At 64.4% G+C, this 26,079-nt stretch carries 32 protein-coding genes, 1 other RNA gene and 1 pseudogene; 18 read left to right on the top strand and 16 right to left on the bottom strand.

What is annotated here, in order from left to right:
- Positions 1–29 precede the first annotated feature (29 nt).
- The 8 genes from VGD10_RS11835 to VGD10_RS11800 all read left to right on the top strand — a co-directional run bounded on the left by VGD10_RS11835 (position 30) and on the right by VGD10_RS11800 (position 6,893).
- Positions 30–2,375, top strand: a complete 2,346-nt coding sequence (locus VGD10_RS11835; RefSeq protein WP_331041024.1) for a chemotaxis protein CheA — start codon at positions 30–32, stop codon at positions 2,373–2,375.
- Positions 2,372–2,806, top strand: a complete 435-nt coding sequence (locus tag VGD10_RS11830; protein ID WP_331041023.1) for a chemotaxis protein CheW — start codon at positions 2,372–2,374, stop codon at positions 2,804–2,806. The genes VGD10_RS11835 and VGD10_RS11830 overlap by 4 nt, the downstream gene beginning before the upstream one ends.
- Positions 2,807–2,866: 60 nt before the next feature.
- Positions 2,867–3,232: a response regulator gene (locus VGD10_RS11825; RefSeq protein WP_331041022.1), complete on the top strand. Its 366-nt coding sequence runs from the start codon at positions 2,867–2,869 to the stop codon at positions 3,230–3,232.
- Positions 3,229–4,371, top strand: coding sequence for a chemotaxis-specific protein-glutamate methyltransferase CheB (gene cheB, locus VGD10_RS11820; protein ID WP_331041021.1), 1,143 nt, complete (start codon positions 3,229–3,231; stop codon positions 4,369–4,371). Before VGD10_RS11825 ends, cheB begins: the two co-directional genes overlap by 4 nt.
- Positions 4,368–5,213, top strand: a complete 846-nt coding sequence (locus VGD10_RS11815) for a protein-glutamate O-methyltransferase CheR (protein WP_331041020.1) — start codon at positions 4,368–4,370, stop codon at positions 5,211–5,213. The genes cheB and VGD10_RS11815 overlap by 4 nt, the downstream gene beginning before the upstream one ends.
- A gap of 38 nt (positions 5,214–5,251) precedes the next feature.
- Positions 5,252–5,941 carry an N-acetylmuramoyl-L-alanine amidase gene (locus tag VGD10_RS11810; RefSeq protein WP_331041019.1) on the top strand — a complete coding sequence of 230 codons (690 nt, stop codon included), beginning with the start codon at positions 5,252–5,254 and terminating at the stop codon, positions 5,939–5,941.
- Between the two features lie 10 nt (positions 5,942–5,951).
- An RNA gene (rnpB, locus tag VGD10_RS11805) (RNase P RNA component class A) lies at positions 5,952–6,310 on the top strand.
- A gap of 52 nt (positions 6,311–6,362) precedes the next feature.
- The gene (locus tag VGD10_RS11800) at positions 6,363–6,893 is read left to right on the top strand and encodes a J domain-containing protein (RefSeq protein ID WP_331041018.1); all 531 of its coding nucleotides are present in this window, start codon (positions 6,363–6,365) and stop codon (positions 6,891–6,893) included.
- On the opposite strand, the gene VGD10_RS11795 is transcribed toward VGD10_RS11800, so the two are convergent.
- The 9 genes from VGD10_RS11795 to VGD10_RS11755 all read right to left on the bottom strand — a co-directional run bounded on the left by VGD10_RS11795 (position 6,890) and on the right by VGD10_RS11755 (position 10,251).
- Positions 6,890–7,318: a PaaI family thioesterase gene (locus VGD10_RS11795; protein WP_331041083.1), complete on the bottom strand. Its 429-nt coding sequence runs from the start codon at positions 7,316–7,318 to the stop codon at positions 6,890–6,892. The genes VGD10_RS11800 and VGD10_RS11795 overlap by 4 nt on opposite strands.
- A 23-nt stretch (positions 7,319–7,341) precedes the next feature.
- Positions 7,342–7,749, bottom strand: coding sequence for a SufE family protein (locus VGD10_RS11790; RefSeq protein WP_331041017.1), 408 nt, complete (start codon positions 7,747–7,749; stop codon positions 7,342–7,344).
- A 23-nt stretch (positions 7,750–7,772) separates the two neighbouring features.
- Entirely contained in the window at positions 7,773–7,994 is a 222-nt protein-coding gene (locus tag VGD10_RS11785; protein ID WP_331041016.1) for a hypothetical protein, read from the bottom strand.
- A gap of 11 nt (positions 7,995–8,005) precedes the next feature.
- A complete protein-coding gene (locus VGD10_RS11780; protein WP_331041015.1) occupies positions 8,006–8,248 on the bottom strand; it encodes a hypothetical protein in 243 nt (80 codons plus the stop codon).
- A 24-nt stretch (positions 8,249–8,272) separates the two neighbouring features.
- Positions 8,273–8,587 (bottom strand): hypothetical protein, encoded by a 315-nt coding sequence (locus VGD10_RS11775; RefSeq protein ID WP_331041014.1) that lies wholly within the window; start codon positions 8,585–8,587, stop codon positions 8,273–8,275.
- A 13-nt stretch (positions 8,588–8,600) separates the two neighbouring features.
- Entirely contained in the window at positions 8,601–8,984 is a 384-nt protein-coding gene (pspC, locus tag VGD10_RS11770; protein WP_331041013.1) for an envelope stress response membrane protein PspC, read from the bottom strand.
- A complete protein-coding gene (gene pspB, locus VGD10_RS11765) occupies positions 8,981–9,268 on the bottom strand; it encodes an envelope stress response membrane protein PspB (protein WP_331041012.1) in 288 nt (95 codons plus the stop codon). The genes pspC and pspB overlap by 4 nt, the downstream gene beginning before the upstream one ends.
- Positions 9,269–9,272: 4 nt before the next feature.
- Positions 9,273–9,953 (bottom strand): phage shock protein PspA, encoded by a 681-nt coding sequence (pspA, locus tag VGD10_RS11760; protein WP_331041011.1) that lies wholly within the window; start codon positions 9,951–9,953, stop codon positions 9,273–9,275.
- A gap of 130 nt (positions 9,954–10,083) precedes the next feature.
- Positions 10,084–10,251: a hypothetical protein gene (locus VGD10_RS11755; RefSeq protein WP_331041010.1), complete on the bottom strand. Its 168-nt coding sequence runs from the start codon at positions 10,249–10,251 to the stop codon at positions 10,084–10,086.
- A gap of 169 nt (positions 10,252–10,420) precedes the next feature.
- On the opposite strand from VGD10_RS11755, the gene pspF reads away from it, so the two are divergent.
- The 3 genes from pspF to VGD10_RS11740 all read left to right on the top strand — a co-directional run bounded on the left by pspF (position 10,421) and on the right by VGD10_RS11740 (position 12,727).
- Complete coding sequence (gene pspF / locus VGD10_RS11750; RefSeq protein WP_331041009.1) at positions 10,421–11,461, top strand: phage shock protein operon transcriptional activator; 1,041 nt, start codon at positions 10,421–10,423, stop codon at positions 11,459–11,461.
- 65 nt (positions 11,462–11,526) lie between these two features.
- The gene (locus VGD10_RS11745) at positions 11,527–12,042 is read left to right on the top strand and encodes a tetratricopeptide repeat protein (protein ID WP_331041008.1); all 516 of its coding nucleotides are present in this window, start codon (positions 11,527–11,529) and stop codon (positions 12,040–12,042) included.
- Between the two features lie 58 nt (positions 12,043–12,100).
- A complete protein-coding gene (locus VGD10_RS11740; RefSeq protein WP_331041007.1) occupies positions 12,101–12,727 on the top strand; it encodes a superoxide dismutase in 627 nt (208 codons plus the stop codon).
- On the opposite strand, the gene VGD10_RS11735 is transcribed toward VGD10_RS11740, so the two are convergent.
- From VGD10_RS11735 to VGD10_RS11710, 6 genes are all read right to left on the bottom strand, one after another.
- A complete protein-coding gene (locus tag VGD10_RS11735; RefSeq protein WP_331041006.1) occupies positions 12,724–13,002 on the bottom strand; it encodes a hypothetical protein in 279 nt (92 codons plus the stop codon). The two genes, VGD10_RS11740 and VGD10_RS11735, sit on opposite strands and share 4 nt — an antisense overlap.
- An 83-nt stretch (positions 13,003–13,085) precedes the next feature.
- Positions 13,086–13,694: a septation protein A gene (locus VGD10_RS11730; protein WP_331041005.1), complete on the bottom strand. Its 609-nt coding sequence runs from the start codon at positions 13,692–13,694 to the stop codon at positions 13,086–13,088.
- Between the two features lie 2 nt (positions 13,695–13,696).
- Positions 13,697–14,623 (bottom strand): signal recognition particle-docking protein FtsY, encoded by a 927-nt coding sequence (gene ftsY / locus VGD10_RS11725; protein WP_331041004.1) that lies wholly within the window; start codon positions 14,621–14,623, stop codon positions 13,697–13,699.
- On the bottom strand, positions 14,620–15,849 hold the full coding sequence (mtaB, locus tag VGD10_RS11720) for a tRNA (N(6)-L-threonylcarbamoyladenosine(37)-C(2))-methylthiotransferase MtaB (RefSeq protein ID WP_331041003.1): 1,230 nt from the start codon (positions 15,847–15,849) through the stop codon (positions 14,620–14,622). The genes ftsY and mtaB overlap by 4 nt, the downstream gene beginning before the upstream one ends.
- Positions 15,846–16,664 carry a diaminopimelate epimerase gene (gene dapF, locus VGD10_RS11715; protein WP_331041002.1) on the bottom strand — a complete coding sequence of 273 codons (819 nt, stop codon included), beginning with the start codon at positions 16,662–16,664 and terminating at the stop codon, positions 15,846–15,848. The genes mtaB and dapF overlap by 4 nt, the downstream gene beginning before the upstream one ends.
- A 54-nt stretch (positions 16,665–16,718) precedes the next feature.
- Positions 16,719–18,341, bottom strand: coding sequence for a putative bifunctional diguanylate cyclase/phosphodiesterase (locus VGD10_RS11710; protein ID WP_331041001.1), 1,623 nt, complete (start codon positions 18,339–18,341; stop codon positions 16,719–16,721).
- Between the two features lie 203 nt (positions 18,342–18,544).
- Between VGD10_RS11710 and ffh the strand changes: the two genes are divergently transcribed.
- The 3 genes and pseudogenes from ffh (at position 18,545) to rimM (ending at position 21,208) form a co-directional block, all read left to right on the top strand.
- Positions 18,545–20,032, top strand: a complete 1,488-nt coding sequence (gene ffh, locus VGD10_RS11705) for a signal recognition particle protein (RefSeq protein WP_331041000.1) — start codon at positions 18,545–18,547, stop codon at positions 20,030–20,032.
- A 27-nt stretch (positions 20,033–20,059) separates the two neighbouring features.
- A pseudogene (gene rpsP, locus VGD10_RS11700) lies at positions 20,060–20,512 on the top strand (30S ribosomal protein S16); the annotation flags it as partial.
- Positions 20,513–20,722: 210 nt separating this feature from the next.
- On the top strand, positions 20,723–21,208 hold the full coding sequence (gene rimM, locus VGD10_RS11695) for a ribosome maturation factor RimM (RefSeq protein ID WP_331040999.1): 486 nt from the start codon (positions 20,723–20,725) through the stop codon (positions 21,206–21,208).
- Between the two features lie 101 nt (positions 21,209–21,309).
- Here rimM and VGD10_RS11690 read toward each other — a convergent pair whose 3' ends face one another.
- On the bottom strand, positions 21,310–22,254 hold the full coding sequence (locus VGD10_RS11690; protein WP_414639529.1) for an NAD(P)/FAD-dependent oxidoreductase: 945 nt from the start codon (positions 22,252–22,254) through the stop codon (positions 21,310–21,312).
- Between the two features lie 89 nt (positions 22,255–22,343).
- Here VGD10_RS11690 and VGD10_RS11685 point away from each other — a divergent pair, with 89 nt between their 5' ends.
- From VGD10_RS11685 to rplS, 4 genes are read left to right on the top strand one after another with little or no spacing between them, the layout of a single operon-like run.
- Complete coding sequence (locus VGD10_RS11685; RefSeq protein ID WP_331040998.1) at positions 22,344–23,849, top strand: serine hydrolase domain-containing protein; 1,506 nt, start codon at positions 22,344–22,346, stop codon at positions 23,847–23,849.
- A complete protein-coding gene (locus VGD10_RS11680; protein ID WP_331040997.1) occupies positions 23,846–24,571 on the top strand; it encodes a metallophosphoesterase family protein in 726 nt (241 codons plus the stop codon). The genes VGD10_RS11685 and VGD10_RS11680 overlap by 4 nt, the downstream gene beginning before the upstream one ends.
- A gap of 5 nt (positions 24,572–24,576) precedes the next feature.
- Positions 24,577–25,314, top strand: a complete 738-nt coding sequence (trmD, locus tag VGD10_RS11675) for a tRNA (guanosine(37)-N1)-methyltransferase TrmD (RefSeq protein ID WP_331040996.1) — start codon at positions 24,577–24,579, stop codon at positions 25,312–25,314.
- Between the two features lie 5 nt (positions 25,315–25,319).
- Positions 25,320–25,748 carry a 50S ribosomal protein L19 gene (gene rplS, locus VGD10_RS11670; protein WP_331040995.1) on the top strand — a complete coding sequence of 143 codons (429 nt, stop codon included), beginning with the start codon at positions 25,320–25,322 and terminating at the stop codon, positions 25,746–25,748.
- Positions 25,749–26,079 lie beyond the last annotated feature (331 nt).

Raw genomic sequence — 26,079 nt, 5'->3', positions numbered from 1 at the left:
GGCCCACTGCCGGTGCGGACAAGGGCCCAATGGACGATCTGATTCAGGAATTCATCGCGGAAACGCGCGAGATGCTCGAGGCCTTGGGCGGGGAGATCGTCGCCTGGGAAGCGGCGCCGGACGACCGCGCTCGGCTCGACGAGATTTTCCGCTTCGTCCACACCGTCAAAGGCAATTGCGGCTTCTTCGATCTGCCCCGGCTCGAATCTCTAAGCCATGCAGCCGAGGATGTGCTTGCGGACGTACGTGCCGGACGGCGGGCTGCGGATCATCGCCTCGTCAGCGCAGTGCTGGCCGTGATTGACCGGATCGGCGAGCTGGTCGAGGCGCTGGAGACCGGCGAGACGGTATCGCGGGATGACGAGCAGCTGATCAACGCGTTGTCGGAAGCCTATCATGAGCCCGTCGAAGCGCAGGCGGCGCATGGCGCCGCGGCAGTAGGCGAGGGGCGGAAGAGCCTTCGGTCCATCCGCCTGTCGGTCGATCTCCTTGACCAAATGATGAGCAGCGTGTCGGACATGGTGCTGGCGCGGAACGAGCTTGCGCGTCGTCTCCGCGAGGCGGAGCGCGACGTGGCCGTGGAAGCCGCGTTCGAGCGCGTCTCCGGCTGTATCGCAGAGATGCGCGACGCAATCACGCGCACGCGCATGCAGCGGATCGAGAACCTTTTCCTGTCGCTGCCGCGCATGGTGCGCGATCTTTCCGGCGAGCTTGGCAAGCAGGTGGCGCTGGAGGTCGACGGCGGAGATGTCGAACTTGACCGCGAGATGATCGAGATGATCCGCGATCCGCTGACGCACATCGTTCGGAACGCGATCGATCACGGCATCGAGGCGCCGGAAGAGCGTTCCAAGACGAAGAAGCCGGTGATCGGCACCCTCCGGGTCGCGGCGCGCCAGTCCGGCAATCAGATACTCATCGAAGTGGCGGACGACGGCCGCGGCATAGACGGCGAGAAGCTGGTTAAGAAGGCTGTGGCTAACGGCATCCTCACCGCCGAACAGGGCGAGCGGTTGTCGCCGCAGCAGCGCACCGCTTTGATCTTCGAGGCCGGTCTTTCCACCGCGAAGGAAGTGACCGCCATTTCCGGCCGCGGCGTCGGGATGGACGTGGTCCGCGCCAATATCGAGCGGATTGGCGGCGTCGTCGATATAGAGAGCAGGCTGGGGCAGGGGCTTCGCCTGACGCTACGAGTTCCGCTGACCCTCACCATCATCCCCGCGCTGACCGTCAGCGTGGGCGGGCAGAACTACGCCATCCCGCGCTCGGCGATCGAGGAGATCGTGCGGAGCCGGGGCAACAGCGTGAAGGTCGAAAATCTTGGTGGATCGCGCATCGCCAGCATTCGCGAGAAGAAGGTGCCGCTCGTCGGCCTTTCCGATGTGCTGCGGGTCGAAAGCCTCGCCAATGAAGACGAGCAGAATATGATCGTCCTGAAGCCGGCCGGCGGCGACGTCTACGCGCTCGGCGTCGATTTCGTGCACGATCACGAAGAGCTGGTGGTGAAGCCCGCCGCGCCCGCCGTGATGGCGACCGGTCTCTATGCCGGAACGACCCTGGCCGACGACGGCAGCCCGATCCTGCTGCTGGACCCGTCCGGCATCGCCTCGGTGGCCGGCGTAACGCTCGACCAGAATGAGATCGAAAAGCTGACCGCCAAGGCTGCCGCGCCCGCTGAAACGCGGGAGGAAGAGCCGGCGCTGATGTTCTGGACGCTGGACGGTAAGCGGCGCGCGGTCCGGCTGGCCGTCGTCGAGCGGATCGAGGACGTGTCGGCAAGCGCGATTCAGAAGAGCGCGGGCCGGATGCGGGTTGCGCTAGACGGACGTATCCTGCCGCTGGCCGGTGTCGAAAGCGCGCTTGAAGCGGAGACGCTCCGAATCTTCCGTTTAACCGATGGCGAGAACGAGGTCGCCTACGGCTTCCGCGAAGTGATCGACATCGTTCGCCTCGAAGAGGAGATGACTCCGGCCGCAAGCCCCGGCGAAGTGTCGGGCGTGACGCTCGTGAACGGCGAGCAGGTCGAGCTGCTGGATCCCTTCTGGCTCTTCGAAATGCATTTGGACGGCGCCGCCGACCCCGCCGAGCGGCCGGTCTGCGCGCTGCCCGACAGCGATCCCTGGATGAAGAATATCCTGAAGCCGATCATCGAGAGTGCCGGCTACCGCGTCGTACCGGAAAGCGAGGCGGAAGGGGCCGACCTACTGATCGCCAGCGCCGAAGGCGACACGCCGAAGGGACCCAAGAGCAAGGTGCTCAAGATCCGGACGCGGCCCGACGCCTCGGGTAAAAATGACGACAGCATCTATCGCTACGACCGGGCGGGGCTGCTGACGGCGCTTACCCAGAGTGCCGCGCAAAGGAAGAAGGCATGACCGAGCTGCTCCTCATCGTGACGATCGCGGGCGAGCGCGTCGCCATTCCGGCCGCCGATGTCGAATCGGTTGTCGAGCTGGAAGGCCTGACGCCGGTGCCGCGGGCGGCGCGCCATGTCGCCGGCCTGTCGGCGCTTCGCAGCCGCGTTCTGACCGTCATCGACTGCTTCGCTTCGCTGGAGCTTGGCCGCGCCTCGGAAAAGGATTTGCGCGAGGCGATCGTCGTCGAGGCGGATGGGCATCCTTATGCCCTCATCGTCGATAGCGTCGAGGATGTGGTGGAGACGAACGGCGAGGTCCGCCCCGTCCGCACCACGCTTTCGGGCGGCTGGCGCCGCGTTGCCAAGGGCATGGTCGAGGCGGAAGGGGACCTACTCCTCCTGATCGACACCCAGGCGCTGCTGGCCGGCTCTGCCGCACAGGCCGCATGACGCGATTAAGACTGTGATTACCAATTACCCTTATGAGTTTGCGTGAAAGTGAGAGCGGGCATGAAGAGCTGTCTAGTAGTCGATGATTCCAAGGTTATCCGGAAGGTTGCGCGTCACATCCTCGAGACGCTGAACTTCAACGTGGACGAGGCGGAGGACGGCCAGGAGGCTCTCGACCGCTGCGGCGACAGGATGCCGGACGTGGTCCTGCTCGACTGGAACATGCCGAAGATGAGCGGCATGGAGTTCCTCAAGAACCTCCGCAGTGCGGCTCACCCCGTCCAGCCCAAGGTCGTCTTCTGCACGACTGAGAATGATGCGGCGCATATCCGTGCGGCGATCGATGCCGGCGCCGACGAATATGTGATGAAGCCGTTCGACCGCGAGACCCTCGAAAGCAAGCTCCAGATCGTCGGGGTCGCGTGACCCGGGCACAGGCGGCCATCCCCGGCCGCTCCGCCGACAGAGCGGATCAGGCGAGCGTTTCGCGCGCGCCGATCCGGCTGATGATCGTCGACGACAGCCAGATCGCCCGGTCGGTGCTGTCGCGGATGATCTCCGCCCATAAAGATTTCGAAATCGTCGCCACCGCTGGCAATGCAGGCGAGGCGCTCGCCGCGCTGAAGAGCGTCCGCGTGGACGTGGTCCTGCTCGACGTCGAAATGCCCGGCACGAGCGGCCTCGACGCGCTTCCCGACATCCTCCGTGCCGGCAACGGCGCCCGGGTGCTGATCGTCTCCTCGCTGGCCGAGGAAGGTGCGGAAACGACGGTGCGCGCACTCGCACTCGGCGCCGCCGACACCTTGCCGAAGCCAGGCGCCAACAGCTTTGCCGGCCGCTTCTCCGACATTTTGGTCCAGCGCCTCCGTGCAATCGGCCGTGCTGGCTCCGACGAGGAAGACCAGGGCGTCCAAACCGCACCCGCGCCTGCACCGGCTGCAGCAAAGCCGGCTGCGGTGAAACTCCGCGCCATGCCGGACCACAAGCTCGGCTGCCTTGCGTTAGGCGCCTCGACGGGCGGCCTTCACGCCTTGAGCGAATTCCTGCGCGCGCTGCCGAACCAGATCGGCGCCCCGATCCTCATCACGCAGCATCTGCCGCCCGTATTCATGCCTTTCTTCGCTCGCCAGATCGAAGCCGCGTCCGGCCGCCTCACGCACATTGCCGAAGATCGCATGCCGCTTCATCCCGAGCGCATTCTGATCGCCCCCGGCGAAGGCCATATTGAGCTGGAGCGGGCCGGCAGCGACGTATTCGTCCGCATCAGCCGCGAGACAGTCAGCTCCGGCTGCCGCCCGTCCGCCGATCCGATGCTCTGGTCGATGGGCGAGGTGTACGGCAAGGCCGGCCTCGGCGTCGTCTTCAGCGGCATGGGCCGTGACGGCCTCGTCGGCAGCACGCGTCTCGTCAACAATGGCGGCGCCGTGATCGTCCAGAACGAGGAAACCTCCGCGGTCTGGGGCATGCCGCGGGCTATCGCCGAAGCGGGGCTCGCCTCCGCCGTGCTCTCGCCCGCCGATCTTGCCGGCCGGGTTGCCGCACGCGCCGAAAGGGGCCGGGTATGAACGACGTATCCAGCCGCATCCTCGCCTCGCTCCTCGAGAACCGCACCGGGCAGCAGCTCACCATGAGCCGTCGCTGGCGCATCGAAACGGCGCTGAAGTCTCTGATGCGCGAGCGCGATCTCGCGACGCTCGATCAGCTCATCGCCCTCCTCGTCACGGGTCGTGAGGCGGCGCTTGCCGATCAGGTGGTTGAGGCTTTGCTCAACAACGAAACCTATTTCTTCCGCGACCGCACGCCGTTCGATACATTGCTCGGCGAGCCGCTGAAGCGCCTGGAAGCAGCGCGGGCGCAGGAAAAGCGGATCAGCATCTGGTGCGCAGGCTGCTCGACCGGACAGGAAGTCTATTCGATCGCCATGAGCTTTGCCGAGCAGGCGGCGCGCTGGGCCGACTGGAAGATCGATATAATCGGCACCGACGTCTCGCTTTCCGCTATCGAGCGCGCCCGCCGCGGCCTCTATTCCCAGTTCGAGGTCCAGCGCGGCCTTCCCGTCCTGCAGATGATCCGCTGGTTCGAGGAACGGGAGGGGCAGCAGTGGCAGATTTCCGATCAGCTTCGGCAGTCGGTCCGCTTCCAGGTGCACAGCCTGATGGACAAGCCGCCGCAGGCCGCGCCGTTCGACATCATCCTCTGCCGGAACGTGCTCCTTTATTTCTCGAACGCCGCCCGGCGGCAGGTGTTCGGCCGCCTTGCCGAAGCAGCCCGCCACGACGCGGTGCTGATGCTCGGCGCCGGCGAAACGGTGATTGGCCAGACGGACGAGTTCGTCTCCGACCCCGCTCAGCGCGGCCTCTATATCAAGCGCGAGGCGCTGGCCGTGCGAGCCCGCAGCGCCGCCTGACTTGACGCGGCGGCCGTTTTAGAGCGCAAAGGGAGGTGATGGATTTCATCGACCGGCCTTCTCTGAATTGCGACGATCGGGACCAGCCGGTCTCCATGATCGTGCTCCATTATACCGGCATGCCGGACGCGGACGGCGCGATCGAGCGGCTCTGCGACCCCGAAGCGAAGGTATCCTGCCATTATCTGGTAGACGAGGACGGCAGCATTCTCCGCATGGTGCCTGAGGAGAAGCGGGCCTGGCACGCGGGCAAGTCGTACTGGCGCGGCATCCACGGCGTGAATGCCTGCAGCATCGGCATCGAAATCGTGAATCCCGGCCACGAATTCGGCTACCGCCCCTTTCCCGATGCGCAGATCGACGCGCTGATCCCGCTCCTCGCCGACATCAAGGAACGGCACGGCATCACCCGCGGCAACATCGTCGGTCATTCGGATGTCGCTCCGGCCCGCAAGCAGGATCCGGGCGAATATTTCCCCTGGGGGACGCTTGCGAAGCTCAGGCTCGCTCTGCCGCGCCCGACCAAGAATCTGATGGACCCGAACTGGACCGACAGTGGTTTCCTGTTGGCGCTCGAGCGGTTCGGCTACGACGTTTCAGACCCGCTTGCCGCCGTAGTCGCCTTCCAGCGCCGGTTCCGCCCCGAACTGATCGACGGCGAGATCGACGGTGAATGCCGGGCGATCCTTCTGGCGCTCCTTCTTCCCAAACCGCAGGGCGACGACTAGATAGGCCGAGCCAGAGGGTTGGACGGCCGCGGCTTGATTGCCGAGGAAAGTCCGGGCTCCACGGAACGACGGTGCCGGGTAACGCCCGGCGGGGGCGACCCCAGGGACAGTGCAACAGAAAGCAAACCGCCGCGCTTCGGCACGGTAAGGTCGAAAGGGTGCGGTAAGAGCGCACCGCGCCTCCGGCAACGGAAGGCGGCACGGTCAACCCCACCGGGAGCAAGACCGACTAGGGGCTGCGCATGGCTAGTTCCGGCCTGCGGCCCGGGTTGGTTGCTTGAGGGGCGGAGCGATCCGTCTCCCAGATGAATGGCCGTCCAAGCGGAGCGATCCGCTGGACAGAACCCGGCTTACAGACCCTCTGGCTTTTTCTTCTCCGCCGCCTAGCCGCGGCTCTATCGGCACTCTATCTGGGCTCACGATGGCGAAGCAGACGCGTTCTAATGATTGGGGTTTTCCGCGCTGGCGGGGCTATGGCAGCGAGCGCGCTACCAAGCAGGTGCGCCTTTGCGACCGCCACGGCTGTAACGAACCGGGCGACCGTCCGGCCCCCAAATCGCCAAACAGCCCCGAACGCTGGTACTTCTGCGAAACGCACGCCGCCGAATACAATAAGAACTGGAATTATTTCGAGGGCCTCTCAGCCGAGGACGCAGCCGCGCGCGAGGCGGGCGAGCGGCGCGATGCGGGCGGCTTCAAGCAGGCGCAGCATTATGGCTGGTGCGGCCCCGGCGACGGCAGCAGGAGCCGCGACGAAATGCGCGCGCTCGACGTGCTTGAACTCGAAGGCGACGCCGAATTCGACGAGATCAAGACTGCCTACCGCCGCCTCGCTAAGGCCAATCACCCGGACGTGAAGCCCGACGACAAGGAAGCCGCCCAGCGCTTCCAGGCGGTGCAGGCGGCTTATGACGTTCTGAAACGCGCCGAGGAGCGGCGGACGGCCGTCTAACCCCAGCTCTTCGTGAACATGAAGGTGGCTGCCACGTGGGCCACCGGATCGGCCGGGTCGCCGTCATGGGCGTGGCCGCGGACGAAGCCGACGCTTTTCGTCACCGCATAGCATTCGCCGCGTCCGACGATCTTTCGCCCGGGCGTCGCCGCGCGGAGATAATCGACGCGCATGTCCAGCGTCGCTTGGTGCCGAAATCGGTTGAGTTTCACCCAGATCGCCATGCTGAGCGCCATGTCCATCAGGCTGATGATGGGGCCGGAAGCGATCACGCCGGTCCTCGTCACCCCGATCAGCTTATCCTGATAGTCGAGCCCCAGCTCGACCCAATCCTCGCCATGGCCGACGTAAGAGATGCCGAGCGCGCCGCCATGTCCGACCTGGCTCGCATAGGAGGTGAACAGCTCCGGATCGAAGCCCTCCATCTTGCTGAGATCGGGGCGGGCGGTCACTTGAGGCGTTCCGCCGTCGCCCTGATCAAGGCGATCATGTTCGGAATGCCCTGCGTGCGGTTCGAGCTTAGCTGATTGCGAAGGTCGAAAGGCTCCAAAGCAGCCTCGATATCGGTAGCAAGGATCTCCTCCGCGCTTTTGTCCTGCACCGCCGTCAGCACGAGCGCGATGATGCCCTTGGTGATGGCAGCGTTGCTGTCGGCAAGGAAGTGGAGCTTGCCGTCTAGCTCAGTCGGATAGACCCAGACGGAGGCCGAGCAGCCGCGGACAAGCGTCGCGTCCGTCTTCAGCGCATCCGGCATCGGCTCGAGCGCACGGCCGAGGTCGATGAGCAGCCGGTAGCGGTCGTCCGGCTCAAGAAGCTCGTAATCGGCTTCGATATCGGCAAGATTGGGGAGAGTCATGGCCGCCCCATAGACGGGTTTGGCTATTGCTCGCTACCGTTCGCAATCGCTTCGAGGCGGCGGATACGCTCCTTCAGCTCGAATATTTCCACGCGGGAGAGGGAGGAGGGGGCGCCGGCGGGGCGGTTCATCAGCTCGAGCTGCTTCAGCTCGAGCCATCCCCGCCAGCCTTTGAGCGCCGCGGCAGCTGCGATGCCGAGCCCTAAGACTGTGGCGACGGCCAGGGCAAGAAGCGCCGGGTCCATCGGCCGCTCCCTCAGCGGTCCCTTAGCTGCTCGATCTCCCGGGCGAGGGAGTTTTCCTTCTCGACCGTGATCCGCTCAAGCACCGCAAGCCGCTCCTTAAGCTCCTTCACCTCATGGCGAAGCCGCTCATTCTCGGCATTGTCGACCTGATATTCATTGCCTCGGCGGTCGCGGCGGATGCCGTGCTTCGCCCTGTAGATGCTGGCAATTGCGGTGATCGCCACAATGATCACCACCATTTCAAACGGATTCATCCCCTATTCCCTTCTGGTATTTCGTTAGTTTTTCGGCAGGCGCAGGCTTTCGATCTCCTGCGTCAGGCGATGGCTGTCGTCGGTCACGATCCGCTCGACCGTGGCGAGGCGGTCCTTGATCGAGCCAAGCTCGGCCTTCAGCTGCGCGTTTTCGGCGGTGAGCAGCTTCACCCGCTCCATCGTCTCGCTGCTAGTCTTGGGATAGACGGCCTGCCCCCAGGCGCCGTCCAGCGGATAACCATGCTTGATGCGGAGCCAGGTCGTGAAGATCCACCCGCCGACGGCGAGAATGCCGATCATCGCAATCACGGGCGCGAATGTCTCGAACGGAAAACCCATAGTCTGTTTCCCCTTAGCGCAGCTTTTCAATTTCCTGCGACAAGCGGCTGTTGGAGCTCGTCACGTAAGTCTCAACGTCGGCAAGACGCCGGTCGATGTCGCGGAATTTGGAGCGCACGTCCCGCACTGTCCGCCGCGGCGAAGCGCGGACGCCCTGCCAGAATTTGGCGTCCTCAGGCCGCTGATAGTCGAGCTCGCGCGGCTTCACCGGCGCGATCATGCCTGCGGCGATATAGACCAGGATCGGTGCGCCCGAACCCATGACCGTGGCGAGCACCATGCCGATGCGGATTATGGTCGCATCGATGCCGGTATAATCGGCGATACCGGAGCAGACGCCGAGCCACTTGCCGTTCTGTTTGTCGCGATAGAATTTCGTGCGGCGCGGTTCGGTCATTGCTTGATCCTCTTCAGCGACTGAAGCTGGTCCTCGATGCCGATGCTTGCCGGATCGCAGGCGACCTGCCGCCAGCCGGGATTTTCCGCGGTCATGATCCGCTCGATCGAGCAGAGCCTTTCGTCGAGGCGGCGCGCAGTCTCATGAAGCTCGTCGAGCAGGTTTTCGTCCTCGGCCGTCAGCGTCGCCTGGCTCTTCCACTTCGTCACGTAGTGGAAGATCAGCCAGGGGAGGGCAATAAAGAGCGTCGGAACGACGATCAGCGGGATCAGCACTTCTTCCATCTTGTCAGCCCTCCTGGCTCTGATTGCCGGCGCGCTTGGCCTTCAGCGCTTCCAGTTCGGCTTCGACTTGGTCGGAGGCCTGAAGCTCGGCGATTTCCTCTTCCAGCGTCTTCGCCGGTGAACCGAGGCTCAGCGCATCCGCGCGGCCTTCGGCAAAATCTACTCGCCGCTCCAGGATGTCGAAGCGAGAGAAGGCTTCGTCCACCTTGGTGCCGGCATACATCTCCCGCATCCGCGCCCGGTTGTGCGCGCTCTCGAGGCGGCTGACGATCGCGTTCTGACGCGTGCGGGCTTCGCGGAGCTTCGCCTGAAGCTTGGCGATGTCGGCCTCCGACGCACGGAGCGCATCGTCCAGCACCGCTACTTCGGCCTTGAGGCTTTCGGCCATGTCGCCCGCTTTCTGCTTCTCGACCAGCGCCGCCTTGGCTAGGTCCTCGCGGTCCTTGGAAAGGGCGAGCTCGGCCTTTTCGGTCCAGCTTTCCTGAAGCTTCTCGAGCTTGCCGATCTGCCGGCGCATTTCCTTCTGATCGGCGATGGTACGCGCGGCGGAGGCGCGAACCTCTACCAGCGTCTCCTCCATCTCCATGATGATCATCCGGATCATCTTGGCCGGGTCTTCGGCCTTGTCGAGAAGGTCTGTGAAATTGGCGGCAATGATATCGCGCGTCCGCGAAAAGATACCCATGGGTAGGAACTCCTTGGTGGTACGAATGAAATCCGCCGCGCGCGGGACTGCAGTTCCCACGGGACGGGGGCCTCTTGGGGCGCCGGTGGGACGAGGAGGAATGTCGTCCAACGGGCCGAAGATTTCCGGATCAGCCACGTGCCTCGCTCGCTGCCACGAAATGGGCGAACTGGGCAGGCGCCTTTTCGACGGCGCGGGCCGGGCCGACTGCGGCGCCGACGGCAGTTCCGGTGAGGATGAGGGCGCCGACCGCCGCGACGGCGAAGCGCTGAAGATCAGTGCGATCGAAGTTGAACATGACAGTCTCCCTGACTTTTGCCCGCCCGCTCAGGCGGCTTGTCCTAACTATAGCAGGGAGCATGCCAAACTTCGGCAGTGGCGGAAAACTGAGGAAAACTGCTGAAATGCGAGCATTTACACCCATCTGTAGCTTGCCAAGACGTGGGAAATAGTCCCAAAAGTTGGTGATGGAGCGAACCACCCAGCTCGTTGGACAGTCATCCTCCTTTCTGGACGCGGTGGAGCGCGCCAGCCGCGCCGCGCCGCTCGACCGGCCCGTGCTCGTCATTGGCGAGCGCGGCACAGGCAAGGAACTGATCGCCGAGCGCCTCCATCACCTCTCCTCCCGCTGGGACGGCCCGCTCGTCGTGATGAACTGCGCGGCCCTCCCGGAGACCCTGATCGAGGCGGAGCTGTTCGGCCATGAGGCCGGCTCCTTCACTGGCGCCGCCAAATCGCGGGCGGGGCGGTTCGAGGAAGCGGACGGCGGCACGCTCTTCCTCGACGAGCTTGCCACGCTTTCCTCGCCCGCGCAGGACCGCCTCCTTCGCGCCGTCGAGTATGGCGAAGTGACACGGATCGGCGCCAGCCGCCCGACCAAGGTTGATGTCCGCATCGTCGCCGCGACCAACGAGCATCTGCCCGCACTCGTCGAGCAGGGCCGCTTCCGCGCCGACCTTCTCGACCGTCTCTCGTTCGAAGTGGTCACCCTGCCGCCGCTCCGGCACCGGACCAGCGACATCCCCATCCTCGCCGACCATTTCGCCCGCCGCATGGCCCTAGAGCTCGAATGGCCGAGCTGGCCCGGCTTCAGCAGCGCCGCCGCCAATCGCCTCCTCTCCTACGACTGGCCGGGCAATGTGCGCGAATTGCGCAATGTGGTCGAACGGGCAGTCTACCGCTGGCCCGACCCCTCGCTGCCCATCGACGCGATCCAATTCGACCCTTTCGAATCCCCTTGGCGACCGATCTCGGAGCAGAGGATTGAGGAGTTGGGCGAAGCTCCCCTCCAGATCTCCTCTGTGTCCCCGAGTCGTTTTGACCCTGCCGGCTGCGCCGACTTCCGCTTGGCAATCGCCGAATATGAAAAAGCAATCTTGGCCGCCGCGCTCGAAAAATGCCGCTGGAATCAAAGGGCTGCTGCGGCCGCGCTACAGCTGAGCTACGACCAGTTGCGTCACGCGCTGAAGCGCCACGACATCATGGCATCGGAGCCAAAAAGGGAGTAGACAGAGCGGACAGGAGGTACTGAGCTATGACGTTCGGAAAATTCTTCTTGTTCTCAGCGGGCATCATGATCGCCGCTCCCGCCGCGGCAAGCGTTCTATCCTTAGGCAATAGCGCCGCGAAAAGCTGCTTCATGGCAGCCGATTCCCTCAGCATGCCCACCCGCGAGCAACTTGCCGCGTGCGATGAAGCTATTTCCGGTGAGCCGCTGGCACCACACGACCTTGTCGCCACGCATGTTAATCGGGGCATCCTGCTCCTCCGACGTGGGGATATCGACGGGAGTGTGCGCGATTTCGACAAGGCCATCGCGCTCGACCCCAATCAGGCGGAGGCTTACCTCAACAAGGGTGCGGCTCTCATAAAAGTTGGCAATGCGCAGGGAGCGTTGCCTCTGTTCAGTGTGGCACTGCAGAAGAACACGCAACGGCCAGCCCTCGCTTATTACGGGCGGGGCGTTGCCAACGAGGAGCTGGGCAACATCCGCTCAGCCTATCTGGACTACAAAAAGGCGAGCGAGAATGCGCCGAAGTGGGACGCACCGAAGCAGGACCTCTCCCGCTTCCGTGTGAACCAGAAATAGTTCTTCACGGCTGAAACCTGGGCCTTCCTGCGCGTTTCATGCGCAGGAGGGTTCCACATTGCCATTCACACTACCTGAGCTGCCTTACGGGCAGGGTGCGCTCGGCCAATTCATGTCCGCCGAAACCTTGAGCTTCCATCACGGCAAGCATCACAAGGCCTATGTCGACAAGACCAACGCCCTTGCCGGGGAGAAGGGGCTTGCCGGCGCCTCGCTGGTAGAGGTGATCCGCGCAGCCCGAGAGCGCGGCGACCAGCCCCTGTTCAACAACAGTGCGCAGCATTGGAATCACAGCTTCTACTGGCAGTGCCTTGCCCCGCCGGAAGCGCAACGGCCGACCGGCAAGCTCGCGCGGATGATCAACGAGGCTTTTGGCTCGACCGAGCAGCTGCTCGCGAAGCTGAAGGAGGAGGCTGTCGGCCATTTCTCCAACGGCTGGGCCTGGCTGGTGCTGGACCGCGACGCGCTCAGGATCACTTCGCTTCACGATGCGGATACGCCAGTCGCTCACGAGGACATGAGGCCGCTGCTCACGCTCGATGTGTGGGAGCATGCTTATTATATCGACTATAGGAACGCCCGCCCGGACTTCGCCGAGAAGGTGCTCGGCAACATCGTCAACTGGGAGTTCGTAGCCGAGAACCTCGACGGCCGCGGTGAGGAGAGGGCGAACCAGCCCGGCTAGCGCGCTGCCGAACTGCCCTTCACTTCGACGACCGCAAGGATGGTGAGGTCCGGTTTGGCGCCCTCACCACTCTCGAGGCGGGCTACGACGACGAGCGGCGGATCGGTCGCCAGCGACATGACGAGCGCCCCGTCGTCCCGTGTTCCGCATTCGAGATACTTGCCGCGCTCGATGGCTTGCTCCGCCTTCTGACCGCGTTCGAAATTCACCGCAGGCGCGTGCCTGATCCGCCCGAACGCTTTGTTCTTTCGGAAAGGATTGGAAAGCAGCGCCACTCGTTACCCCAGTTAAACGACGTTACGGAAGGTAAGCGGTTCAGAGCAGGTGAGGTTCCTTTCAGGGGGCCGGATTTTGGCAGTCACTGGGAAGGCGGCACGGGCGGTTCTTCCTTCCCCTGCTCCAGTTCCATACCGTGCCGCACCAGCATCGGGATGTGGGCGAGCGCGAAGAGGAAAGTGGCGGGAAGGAAGCCCCAAAGTTTGAAGCCGACCCAGAAATCGGTGCTCGTGGTCCGCCACACCGCCTCGTTCACGCAGGCCATGACGATGAAGAAGATCGCCCAATTGCGGGTCAGTATCTGCCAGCCTTTTTCAGACAGTCCGGGATAGGCGCTGCCGAGCACGGTCTTCAGGAGGTTGCGCTTCGTCGCCATGCCGAACAGCAGCAGCGCCGCCACCGTCGTATAATAGATGGTCGGCTTGATCTTGATGAAGGTCTCGTCGTGCAGCCAGATCGTGATGCCGCCGAGCACCACCACCATCACGGCCGAAAACCATAGCATCGGCGAGATATGCCGGTACTTCAGCTGCGACACCGCCATTGACGCGACCATCGCCACCATGAAGGCGCCGGTCGCTAGGATGACGTCGTCGAACCAGGCGTTCACGCCGAAGAAGATGAGGAGCGGGCCCAGATCGATCGCTAGACGGGCGCCCGGCCCCGGCTCCGCCTTTTTCGCCGCTTCCACGCTCACTCTCCTGCACCTGCAATGGCTCTGGCGACTTGGTTGGGGTCGAACGGCCGAAGGTCGTCGATCCGCTCTCCCACGCCGATCGCGTGGATGGGTAGCCCATATTGCTCTGCCGCGGCCACCAGCACGCCGCCCCGCGCTGTGCCGTCCAGCTTCGTCATAACGACACCTGTCACGCCTGACACTTCCTTGAACACCTCAATCTGGCTCAATGCATTCTGGCCCGTGGTGGCGTCGAGCACCAGCACCACATTGTGGGGCGCTTCCGGATTGAGCCGGCCGAGCACGCGCCGGATTTTGGCAAGCTCGTCCATCAGCTCCTTCTTGTTCTGGAGCCGGCCTGCCGTATCGACGATCAGCACGTCGATGCCTTCCGCAGTCGCCTTCTTGACGCCGTCGAACACGACCGCGGACGGATCCCCGCGCTCGGGTCCGGTGATGATGGGAACGCCGATCCGCTCCGCCCAAATCTTGAGCTGCCCGATGGCGGCGGCGCGGAATGTGTCGCCGGCGGCGAGCAGGACGCCGTAATCCTGTTCCAGGAACAGGTTGGCGAGCTTGGCGATGGTGGTGGTCTTGCCGGAGCCGTTGACGCCAACCACGAGGATCACCTGCGGCCGCGGAAAAGCGTCGATCTCCAGCGGCTTCGCCACTGGAGCGAGAATTTTGGCGAGTTCCTCGGCGACGATCTCGCGAACACCAGCTTCGGTCAGGCCGCGTTCGAACCGTTCGTTTGCAAGCCGCGTGCGCACCTTGGCGGCTGTGGAAGGGCCGAGGTCCGACGCGATCAGCGCCTCCTCGATCTCGTCCAGCGTGTTCTCATCGAGCGCGGATTTGGTGAACAGGCCGGTGAGATTGTCCCCCAGCCGATCCGACGTTTTCCTGAAGCCCCCGCGCAGGCGCTCGAGCCAGCTTTGTTCGCTCAAACCGGCTCTCCAATCAGCACTCCGCCTTCGGATGCCACGATCCTTGCCTCCACGATCTTTCCTGCTTCCCCCCGCATTCGAATGGGCGCGAAATTCTCCGCATGGCCGAGCCCGCCTTTCTCCACCAGCACTTTCTGGCGGGTGCCGATCAGGCTTTTCAGCCACAGCGTCTTCCGGCGCGCCGTCGCCTCGCGAAGGCGGCAGGCGCGCTCCTTAATGGCTGCGTGCGGCACCTGCGGCATCCTGGCGGCAGGGGTGCCCTTCTTGGGGCTATAAGGAAAGATGTGCCCCAGGACTATGTCGCAATCGTCAATCAGCTTCAGGCTGTTCTCGGCCATCTCTTCGGTCTCCGTGGGAAAGCCGGCGATAATGTCTGCGCCGATCGCCAGGTCCGGCCGCTTGGCCTTGAGCCGCTGCACGGTCTCGACCGCCTGGGTGCGGCTGTGACGGCGCTTCATGCGCTTAAGGATCATGTCGTCGCCGGCCTGAAAGCTCATGTGAAGGTGCGGCATGAAGCGCGGCTCAGCCGTTATGACCTCCTCCAGCCGGTCGTCTATCTCGACGCTGTCCAATGAGGAGAGGCGAAGGCGCGGAAGCTCGGGCACATGGCGAAGGATACGCTCGATCAATTGTCCGAGGGTGGGGCTGCCCGGCAGGTCCGGACCGTAGCTGGTAACATCGACGCCCGTTAGGACGACCTCTTGGCAGCCTTCCGATGCCAGCGCCTTGATCTTGTCGATCACCAGCCCGGCAGGCACCGAGCGGCTGTTCCCGCGGCCATACGGGATGATGCAGAAAGTGCAGCGATGGTCGCAGCCATTCTGCACCTCGACGAACGCGCGCGAGCGGTCCGAAAAGCTGGCGGCGAGATGCGGCGCCGTCTCCCGCACAGCCATTATGTCGGAGACGCGGACCTCGCCAACGTCGCTAAGGAAGTTCGAAGCCTCAAACTTCTCCCGGTTCCCGAGCACCCGCGCCACTTCGGGCATGGAGGCGAAGGTCTCAGGCTCCACCTGCGCCGCGCAACCGGTGACGACGATGCTGGCATCAGGCCTTTCCCGCTTCGCCCGCCGGATCGCCTGTCGGGCCTGGCGCACGGCTTCATTGGTGACGGCGCAGCTGTTGACGATGATGAGGTCGTCCCGATTGCCCGCGATCAGGCGCATGGCCTCGCTCTCCGCGGCATTGAGACGGCAGCCCATGGTGATGACTTTAGGCCCGCTCACAGCTCGATCTCGCCGGTGAAGACATGGGCGGCGGGACCGCTCATGCGGATCGCCTCGCCGGGTTGCCATTCGATCTTCAGCGTGCCGCCGGGCAGGCTCACGCCGATGGCTGGACCCATGTTCCAGCGCTTCATCGCCGCCACTGCCGTCGCGCAGGCGCCCGTTCCGCAGGCCTGCGTCAGCCCGACGCCCCGTTCCCAGACGCGAAGGTCGATGCCCGGCAGGCGAACGCCGTCGACATTCATCCCGCCGACGCGGATTTCGGCAAGGTTGACGTTCACCCGCTCCGGGAAAAGCGGATCGTTCTCGATCAGCGGACCCAGCCGGCCAAGGTCGATCCCGCTACCGTCCTCCACGAAAAACACGACGTGCGGATTGCCGACATTGACGGCAACGGGGTTCTGAAGCTCCTCCCAACCGACCGGCATCGCGCTGGTATCCATGGGGTAGGCGAGGGGGATTTCGTCCCAGCCAAAGCGCGGCTCGCCCATGTCGACGGTGGCCGACGAACCGTTGGCTGTGCCCGTGATGATGCCGCCCAACGTTTCGATGCTGCCGCCGCCGATGAGCAAAGAGACGCAGCGTGAAGCATTGCCGCAAGCTTCGACTTCGCCGCCGTCCGAATTGAAGATGCGCATGCGGACGTCCGCAGTCTCCGACGGCTCGATCAGGATCAGTTGGTCGCAGCCAACGCCGGCCTTCCGGTCGGCGATGGCGCGGGCGCGCGCGGCGTCCATCTCCAGAGGCTCGTCGCGAGCGTCGAAGATGACGAAGTCGTTGCCGAGGCCGTGCATTTTATGGAAGCGGCGCGCCATGGCGGCGATCTAAGGAGCGGCGCGGTTCAAGTCCACCTCCGCTGAGGCTGGGCTTCAGCGGGCGGCGCGAAGCTTCTTCTTGGGTGCCGGCATACGAGCGGCCGGGAGGAGACCCTTGCCGGCGAGGAGCGTCCGCACTTCCTCCACCTGCATCGGCTTTCCGAATATCCAGCCCTGGCCACAATAGGCACCGATCGAACGTAGCCGCGCCTCGATCCCCTCATCTTCGACGCCCTCCGCCGTAACGGCGAGGTTGAGGCTGTCAGCAAGGCGCGTGATCGCGGTCACCACCGCCGCGCTTTCCGCATTGTCGTTGATCGAGCGAACGAAGCTTCTGTCGATCTTGATCCTGTCGAATGGCAGAGCACGGAGGTGCGCAAGGCTCGAATAGCCGGTGCCAAAATCGTCGAGCGCAAGCCGAATGCCCTGGTTCTTGAGGCTCGACACGATCGCCTGGGCGAGGCCGAGATTTTCGAACAGCGAGCTTTCGGTGATCTCGACTTCCAGCCGCTCCGCTGGAAAGCCCGTCTCCGCAAGCAGCTTGGCGATCTTCTGCGCCAGCCACGGGTCCTTGAACTGGTTGGGCGAGATGTTGACCGAAAGCGTCAGCTCACTGTCCCAGTTGCGGGCTTCCTCCATCGCCTGCCGCATCACCGACATCGAAAGGTCGCCGATGAGGTTGCATTCCTCGGCCACGGAAATGAACTCGTCGGGAAGCACCAACCCCCGCTCCGGATGCTGCCAGCGGGCGAGCATTTCGAAGCCCTTCAGCTCGCCGGTCAGAAGCTCGATCTGCTGCTCGAAATAGGGCACGAACTCGCCTGCCGGTATGCCTTTGCGGAGCCCGGCTTCGGTCGCGTTCCGGCTTTGAAGCTCACGCTGCATCGACGCGTCGAACCAGGCGTGGCGTCCGCGCCCCTGGCGCTTCGCCGAATACATGGCGATGTCGGCGCGGCGGATAAGCGCGTCGACCGAAGCACAATCGACGTCGGAACGGGCGATGCCGGCCGATGCGCTGACATGGGTATGGACCCCGGCGAGATCGAACGGCTTGCCGAGCCGGTCGACGATATTCGCCGCCACAGCCTCCACGAAGGCGCGGTCGTTCGGGTCGAAGGCGAAAGCCGCGGCGAATTGGTCGCCGCCCAATCGAGCGGCGGCGGCCCCTGCAGGAAGGTGCTTCTGCATCACCTCGGCCGTCATGCGGAGGAGATTGTCGCCGGTCAGGTGACCGTGAAGGTCGTTGACGGTCTTGAAGCCATCGATGTCGACGATGAGCATGGCCACCGCCTGCCGCTTCTGCGGCGCGGCGACGAGCAGGGCGTCGGCAGCCTCCGAAAGCGAGCGGCGATTGAGGAAACCGGTCAGCGGGTCGGCGGCGGCGAGCGCCTCAGCGCGCTTCTCGGATTCCGTCAGATCCTCCACCTCGCGAAGAGCGGAGCGGTAGCGCCGCCAGCCGAACAAAGTGACACCCAGGTTGAGGATCAGAAGGCTGACGATCAGGCTGCTATGATTGGCGCCGATCTCGCCAAGCCTCTGGTCTATGAGGTGGAAGAGCGTGTCGCCGATGCCGGCGAAGATCACCAGCGCCGAGAGGCCGATACTGATGAACAGGAGGTCGCGGCTGCCCTTTCGCGCTGCGCCTGTGCCGCTGTTCAATGGAGACCGCTTCAACATTCTGGTGCATTGCTAATGCGGGCGGAATGAAAATCGCGTTAAACGGCTCTTACCTTGACCTTAAGGTTCCCTCCCTGTATCGGGCGCCGATCCTTTCAACGGGATAGAGTTTTGGGCGCGTCCAAGGACGCACGCTGGCCGGCGAGGTTTCGCCCGCCGGCGTGTTTTGCGTTGCGGCCATGAGCGAAGGACTGGAGTAGCACATGTTCGAGAGCCTCAGCGACCGGCTGAGCGGCGTATTCGACCGCCTGCGCGGGCGCGGCGCGCTCAACGAAGCCGACGTGCGCGGCGCGATGCGCGAGGTCCGGATCGCTCTGCTCGAGGCCGACGTCGCGCTGCCCGTGGTGCGCGAGTTCGTCGACAAGGCGACTGAGAAGGCGGTCGGCCAGCAGGTGCTGAAGTCGATCACGCCGGGTCAGCAGGTCGTGAAGATCGTGCACGACACGCTCGTGGAGATGCTCGGCGCTGACGAATCCGAGCTCAACGTCGACGTGACGCCGCCCGCAATCGTAATGATGGTTGGCCTTCAGGGCTCCGGTAAGACCACCACCACCGCCAAGCTGGCCAAGCGCCTGAGCGACGGCAAGGCAGGGGGCGGCCGCAAGAAAGTCATGATGGCCTCGCTCGACGTCAACCGTCCGGCGGCGCAGGAGCAGCTTGCGGTTCTCGGCACGCAGGCCGAAGTCGCGACGCTTCCGATCGTTCAGGGCCAGCAGCCGGTCGATATCGCCCGGCGCGCGCTCCAGTCGGCGAAGCTCCAGGGCTTCGACGTTCTCCTCCTCGACACAGCGGGTCGTCTCCACGTCGATCAGGCGCTGATGGACGAGATGAAGGCGGTGGCCGAAGTGTCGCGGCCGCAGGAAATCCTGCTCGTCGTCGACGCGCTGACCGGCCAGGACGCGGTCAACGTTGCCAAGAGCTTCTCCGACCAGGTGGACCTCACCGGCGTCGTCCTCACCCGCATGGACGGCGATGCCCGCGGCGGCGCGGCTTTGTCGATGCGCGCGGTCACGGGGAAGCCGATCAAGTTCGCGGGCGTCGGCGAAGGCATCGACAAGCTCGAAGGCTTTCATCCCGAACGCGTCGCCGGCCGCATCCTCGGCATGGGCGACGTTGTCTCCCTCGTTGAACGCGCCCAGGAAACGATCAAGGTCGAAGAGGCCGAAGCGCTCGCCAAGAAGATGGCGAAGGGTCAGTTCGACCTGAACGACCTCCGCAACCAGCTTCAGCAAATGCAGCGGATGGGCGGCCTCGGCGCGCTCGCCGGCATGCTTCCGGGCATGAAGAAGATCCAGAATGCGATGGATCAGTCCGGCATGGACAACCGCATCCTCCTTCGCATGGACGCGATGATCGGCTCGATGACGCCGAAGGAGCGATCGAAGCCCGAGCTGATGAACGCCAAGCGGAAGATCCGTGTCGCCAACGGCTCCGGCACGACCGTTCAGGACGTGAACCGCCTCCTCAAGATGCATCAGGAAATGGCTACGGCCATGAAGAAGATCAAAAAGATGGGCGGGCTTGGAAAGCTTGGCTCGCTTTTTGGCGGCGGCGGTGCCGGCGGCCTTGGAGGCATGCTCGGCGGAGGCGGCGCGGCCCCTCCCGCGGGGCTCCCGGGACTGCCGGGCGCGGGTGGCGGCGGGCAGCCGTTCAACCTCCCGCCCGGCTTCGACAAGTTTATCAAGAAATAAGTGTAAGTTTCAGAAAGGAAGAAGAAAATGGCAGTTGCAATCAGGCTCGCTCGCGGCGGCGCGAAGAAGCGTCCTTATTACAAGATCGTCGTCACCGACTCCCGCAATTCGCGCGACGGCAAGTTCATCGAGCGTATCGGCAGCTACAATCCGCTGCTCCCCAAGGACAGCGCCGAGCGCGTTAAGCTCGACACCGAGCGCGCGAAGCATTGGCTGTCGGTCGGCGCCCAGCCATCGGACCGCGTGCTCCGCTTCTTCGATCAGGCCGGCCTGATGGAGCGCCCCACCCGCAACAATCCCAAGAAGGGTGAGCCGGGCGAGAAGGCCAAGGAGCGCGCCGAGGAGCGTGCGACCCGCGAGGCCGAGGCTGCCGAAGCCGCTGCCGCGCCGGCTGAAGAGCCTGCGGCTGAGGAAGAGACCGTAGAGGTTGCTGCGGACGCCGTTGAGGAAGCCGCTCCGGCCGCCGACGAAGCGCCTGCGGCTGAAGAAGCGCCGGCTGCCGAGGAAGCTGCCGCTCCTGCCGAGGAAGCGCCTGCTGCTGAAGAGGCTTCCGAAGCCGCTGCCGAAGGCGGCGAGGGCGAAGCGACTCCGGCCGACGAGGCTGCCAACAAGGGCGAGTCCACCGACGAGCCGGCCGAGGGCGCCGAAGACGCCGCTCCCGCCGAAGGTGCGGAAAAGGCCGAGGGCTAATTGCCCGAACAACAGGTTACCCTCGCCGCCATCACAGGTGCCCATGGCATCGGCGGCGAGGTTCGCCTGAAACTGTTCGCTGAGAGCGCCGAAAGCCTGCAGCGTCATCAGACGGTGCAGGTCGGCGAACGCACTCTAACGCTGAAGTCCGTGAAGGCGGGCGGCGGCACGCCCATCGCCCGCTTCGCCGAGATAAACGACCGCACCTCGGCTGAAGGCCTCCGCGGCCAGCTGCTGACGGTCCCGCGCTCCGCTCTGCCTCCGCTTGAGGAGGGCGAATATTATCACGCCGACCTGATTGGCCTCCGTTGCGAAAGCGCGGAAGGCGAGGCGCTCGGCACAGTCGTCGCAGTCGAAAATTTCGGTGCGGGCGACATCCTCGAAATCGAGAAGCCGGATGGGAAGCGCACTATGGTGCCGTTCCGCGACGGCATCGCCGACCTTCAGGGCGGCAAGATCACCGTGGACCCCGTCTTCCTCGCCTGAACCTCAGCGTCGCCCCAGACTTGATCCGGGGTCCAGCTTTTCTTCTCAGAATCCCGACAAGAAGCTGGATGCCGGATCAAGTCCGGCCTGACGAGTGAACGTTAGCCGACGTTCTTCTGCAGCGCCTCGCGGACGATCGGCCGCTCCTTGGCGAGGTCGTTTCGAATAGTCGTCGCGGCGACGCCGCCTTCGCCCATGGCATGGCTGATCTGGTCGAGGCCGATCACCACGTCGCCCGCCGCGTAGAAGCCCGGGACGCTGGTCCGTTGATGGTCGTCAACCACCACGCATTCGGTGGTATCGGAAATAACCGCGCCCACCTGTTCGGCAAGCTCGGTATGGGTGTCGGAGCCGAGCGCCGGATAAACGCTGTCGAAGGTATAATGGCCTTCCACGGTGTCGATGGTGATGCATGCTTCGGTGGCGGCAACCGCATGGGCGGGGCCGTCCACGCACGTAATGCCGAACTGCCGCAATTTCTCTTGATCCTCGAGCGCGAGGTCGTGCGCCTTGTCAGGCGCGATGAGGGTGATGTCCTCAGTAAAGCCGCGAAGGAATACGGCCTCGGCGACGCCGTGGCTGCCGCTGCCGATCACGCCCACGCGCTTGTCCGTGACCTCGTAGCCGTCGCAGATCGGGCAATAGCGGATGAGACCCTTCGAAAGCGCCTCATCGTGCAGATCCTCGTCCATCGGCGGGCGCCGGTTGGTGACTCCGGTCGCGAGCAGCACCGTCTTCGCCGTCACGCAGCCGCCGCCCCATTCCGCCTGGAACCCACCTTCGATCCGGTCGAGCCGCGTCACCCGCGCCGTTTCGATCGAAGCGCCGTACATCTGCGCCTGCTCCCGCATCCGCTGCAGCAGCTCCTTGCCCGAAATACCGCCCGGAAAGCCCGCATGATTGTGGGTGCAGGGAATCCAGCTCGCCCGGCTCTTCCCCGCATCCACCACCTTCAGCCTCAGGTGAAAGCGGGTCAGGTAGATCGCCGCAGTCAGCCCCGCGGGCCCGCCGCCGATCACCAGGCAGTCATAATCCATTTCGTCCATGGCCGCTCAGCGCGGCGCCTGCCCCTTGGTTCCGGCTCGCTGGCACAAGCCTGCGTAGCCGGTTAAGAAGCGGGACGAGAGGGAGAGCAATGAAATTTCTGAAGCTGATTTGTGCGGCCACCTTGGCCTTCACGCCGATCGCGTCTGCCGCCCAGCCTGCACCTGAGAGGATTGTCGCGGCGGTCCCACAGATCGACCGCATTTTCGCGGATTTCCAGCTGGACAGCCATGCGCCTGGTCTCGTCTACGGCATCGTCGCCGACGGCCGCCTCGTCCATGTGAAAAGCCTCGGCGTTCAAGACCTAATCGCCCGGCGCCCTGTTACGCCCGACAGCCTGTTCCGCATCGCTTCCATGTCGAAGGCCTTCACCGCCCTCGCGATCCTGAAGCTGCGGGACGAGGGCAAGCTTTCGCTGGATGCGCTCGCCGAAACCTATGTGCCGGAGCTGAAGGGCTGGCGCTATCCGACCGCGGATTCGCCGCGCATCCGCGTTCGCGACCTCCTCACGCACAATGGCGGCTTCGTTACCGACGATCCCTGGGGCGACCGCCAGCAGGTGATCAGCGAAGCCGAGTTTACGCGCATGCTGAAGGAAGGCGTGCCTTTCACCCGCGCGCCGGGCACGGCGTTCGAATACTCGAATTTCGGCTATGCGCTGCTCGGCCGCATCATCACCAACGTCTCCGGCCTTCCCTACGACCAATATATCAGCCGCACCATCCAGCGGCCTCTCGGCATGACGAGCACCGGCTACGAAGTGCGCGACTGGCCCATCGAGCGGCGGGCGATCGGCTATCGCTGGGAGAATAATGCCTGGAGCGAGGAGCCGACCATGCGCCACGGCGTGTTCGGTGCGATGGGCGGCGTCCAGACCAGCGCCAACGATTATGCCAAATGGATCGCCTTCCTGCTCTCCGCCTGGCCGGCCCGTGACGATCCGGACAGGGGACCGGTCCGCCGCGCCACCGTCCGCGAAATGGCTCAGGGCTCCAATTATCCCCAGCTGCGCCAGCGTTTCGGCCGCAGCGGCGCCGAGGCCTGCCGGCAAGCGGCGACCTACGGCATGGGCCTCATCGCCGCAGCCGATTGCGAGCTCGGCCTCACCTTGAGCCATGGCGGCGGCTATCCGGGCTACGGCTCGCACATGATGCTCATGCCCGACCACAATGTCGGCATCTTCGTCTTCAGCAACCGCACCTATAATGGCGGCTCCGGCGCTGCCTGGGACGCGGCCGTCGCGCTGCAGCGGGCAGGGGCCTTGTTGGGCCGCAAGCTGCCCGTCGCGCCCTCGCTCGCGGCCAGCTACGCGGCGGCAGGCTCCATCTATCGGGCAGGAACGGTGGCGGGCTCGGAAAAGAGCCTCGCGATGAACTTCCTGATGGACCGCTCGGTGGAGAATTGGGCGAAGGAGCTGGCGCGGCTGAAGTCCGAGGTCGGCGCCTGTGACATCAGCGCGCCGATTAACGCGACAGGCGCGCTCGCCGGCACCTTCCAATGGCGGTGCGAGCACGGCCGCCTCAACGGCAACCTCCTCCTCGCGCCCACCAATCCCGCCACCATCCAGGCCCTCCGCCTTAGCGTCGCCGCGCCGTGAAATTAGCTGTTGTGTCGGATATTCACGGCAATTTACCGGCGCTTGAGGCAGTTGTCTGGAGCGCGGAGGCGGCGGGCTGCACGCACTTTGTGAACTTGGGCGACAGTCTGTCCGGACCGCTTTGGCCGGCGGAAACCGCCGATTATCTGATGGCGCGCAACTGGACGACCATCCGTGGCAATCACGAGCGTCAACTCCTGACGCTGCCTAAGGAGCGTATGAACCTTTCGGACCGACACACGATTGGGGTGCTTTCGGACAGCCATCTCGAATGGCTTGGACAACAGCCTGAGACGCTGGAGCTCGAGAACGGCATTTTCCTCTGCCATGGCTCACCGAGGCGGGATGTCGAATATTTCTTGGAGCATGTCGATCAGGAAGGGGTTCGGCAGGCCACCGAGGCGGAGGTCGTCGAACGAAGCGGCGGCCGAACCGAGCGCCTGATCCTTTGCGGCCATACCCATTTGCCTCGCCTTGTCCGGCTCCCCGACGGCCGGACCATCGCCAATCCTGGAAGCGCGGGACTGCCCGCCTATGCGGACGATCTCCCGGTCCCTCACGTCATGGAGAGCGGTTCGCCCAGCGTCCGCTATGCCCATGTCGATCAAGGAGAGATCGAATTCGTAGAAGTGGCATATGATCATGAGAGCGCCGCCCGACGGGCGGAACAGAATGGCCGCCTGGACTGGGCAGTCGCGCTCCGCACTGGTCGGATGGCCTAATCTCCATGGCCTTCGCGGCGACCGTACTGACGCTTTACCCCGAGATGTTTCCGGGGCCGCTCGGCCAAAGCCTCGCCGGGCGGGCGCTGGCTGACGGCATCTGGTCGCTGGAGGCGGTGCAGATCCGCGATTTTGCCACCGACAAGCACCGCTCTGTCGACGACACGCCGGCAGGCGGCGGCGCTGGAATGGTAATGCGGGCGGACGTGCTTGCCTCTGCGGTCGACCTTGTTCTGGAGCGCCAGCGCGACGCACCGATGCTCGCCATGACGCCGCGTGGGGAGCCGCTGACCCAAGGCCTCGTGCGCGAAATCGCTTCCGGCCCCGGCATCTCCATTCTTTGCGGCCGCTTCGAGGGGATCGACGAGCGGCTGTTCGAGGCGCGGCCCATTCGTCCAGTCTCAATTGGCGACTATGTGCTATCGGGCGGAGAAACCGCGGCAATCGCGCTTCTCGACGCTTGCGTTCGCCTGCTTCCTGGCGTAATGGGCGCGCCTTCGAGCGGTGAGGAGGAAAGCTTCGAAGCGGGCCTCCTCGAATACCCTCATTATACCCGACCTTATGAATGGGAAGGGCGCAGGATCCCTGAAGTGCTGCGATCGGGGGATCATGCGAAGATCGCCGCCTGGCGTAAGCAAATGGCGGAGGCAGATACACGGTCAAGGCGGCCGGACCTGATCGAGCGCCACGGGGGCGCACGAAGGCGGTCGCCCTCTGGCGCGCAGCGCGAAGACGAAGGTTAAAGGAAATGAACCTCATCCAGACCCTCGAGGCCGAGGCCATCGAGCAGTTCAAGTCGTCCAAGTCGATCCCGGAATTCCGCCCGGGCGACACCCTCCGCGTCGGCGTCCGCGTCGTCGAAGGGGACCGCACCCGCGTTCAGAATTACGAAGGCGTCTGCATCGCCCGCGCTAACAAGGGCCTCGGCAGCAGCTTCACCGTCCGCAAGATTTCGTTCGGCGAGGGCGTCGAGCGCGTCTTCCCGCTTTACAGCCCGAACATTGACAGCATTGAGGTGGTCCGCCGCGGCGTCGTTCGCCGCGCCAAGCTCTACTATCTCCGTGGCCGCACCGGTAAGGCCGCTCGGATCGCCGAGCGCCGCGATGTTCGCCAGGGCTCCGAAGCCCAGGCCGAAGCGCCCGTCGCTACGCCCGAGACGGAAACCGCCGAAGGCTGAGCCTCGGCTTCATTGAAACAAGAAAGGCGGCATCTCCGGATCGCCGCCTTTTTTGTTGCCTATCGAAAGTGATAGGCGATTTAGCGGCTGGATGAATAACCTGGATCAACGGGCGCAGGTAGAAAGGCGGGGACTCGAGAGCTGGGGGGCAGCTTCCCGAGTTTGGGCTCCGCCGGGTTCTCCCTTTCACGGCGGAGCCCACTCATAAGGCGCTGCGCTTCCTTTTCCCCTTCTCAAGCATTAGATCGCCAGTCAAACCAAAGACTGGAGTATGACATGGGCTACCGCGTAGTCGTGGTGGGGGCGACCGGCAATGTCGGGCGCGAGATGC

Origin of the sequence: Allosphingosinicella sp., from assembly GCF_036402135.1 — a bacterium.
Classification (GTDB): Bacteria; Pseudomonadota; Alphaproteobacteria; order Sphingomonadales; family Sphingomonadaceae; genus Allosphingosinicella.
The sequence above is the reverse complement of the archived record's forward strand: the minus strand, read 5'-3'. Positions and strand labels throughout refer to the sequence as shown.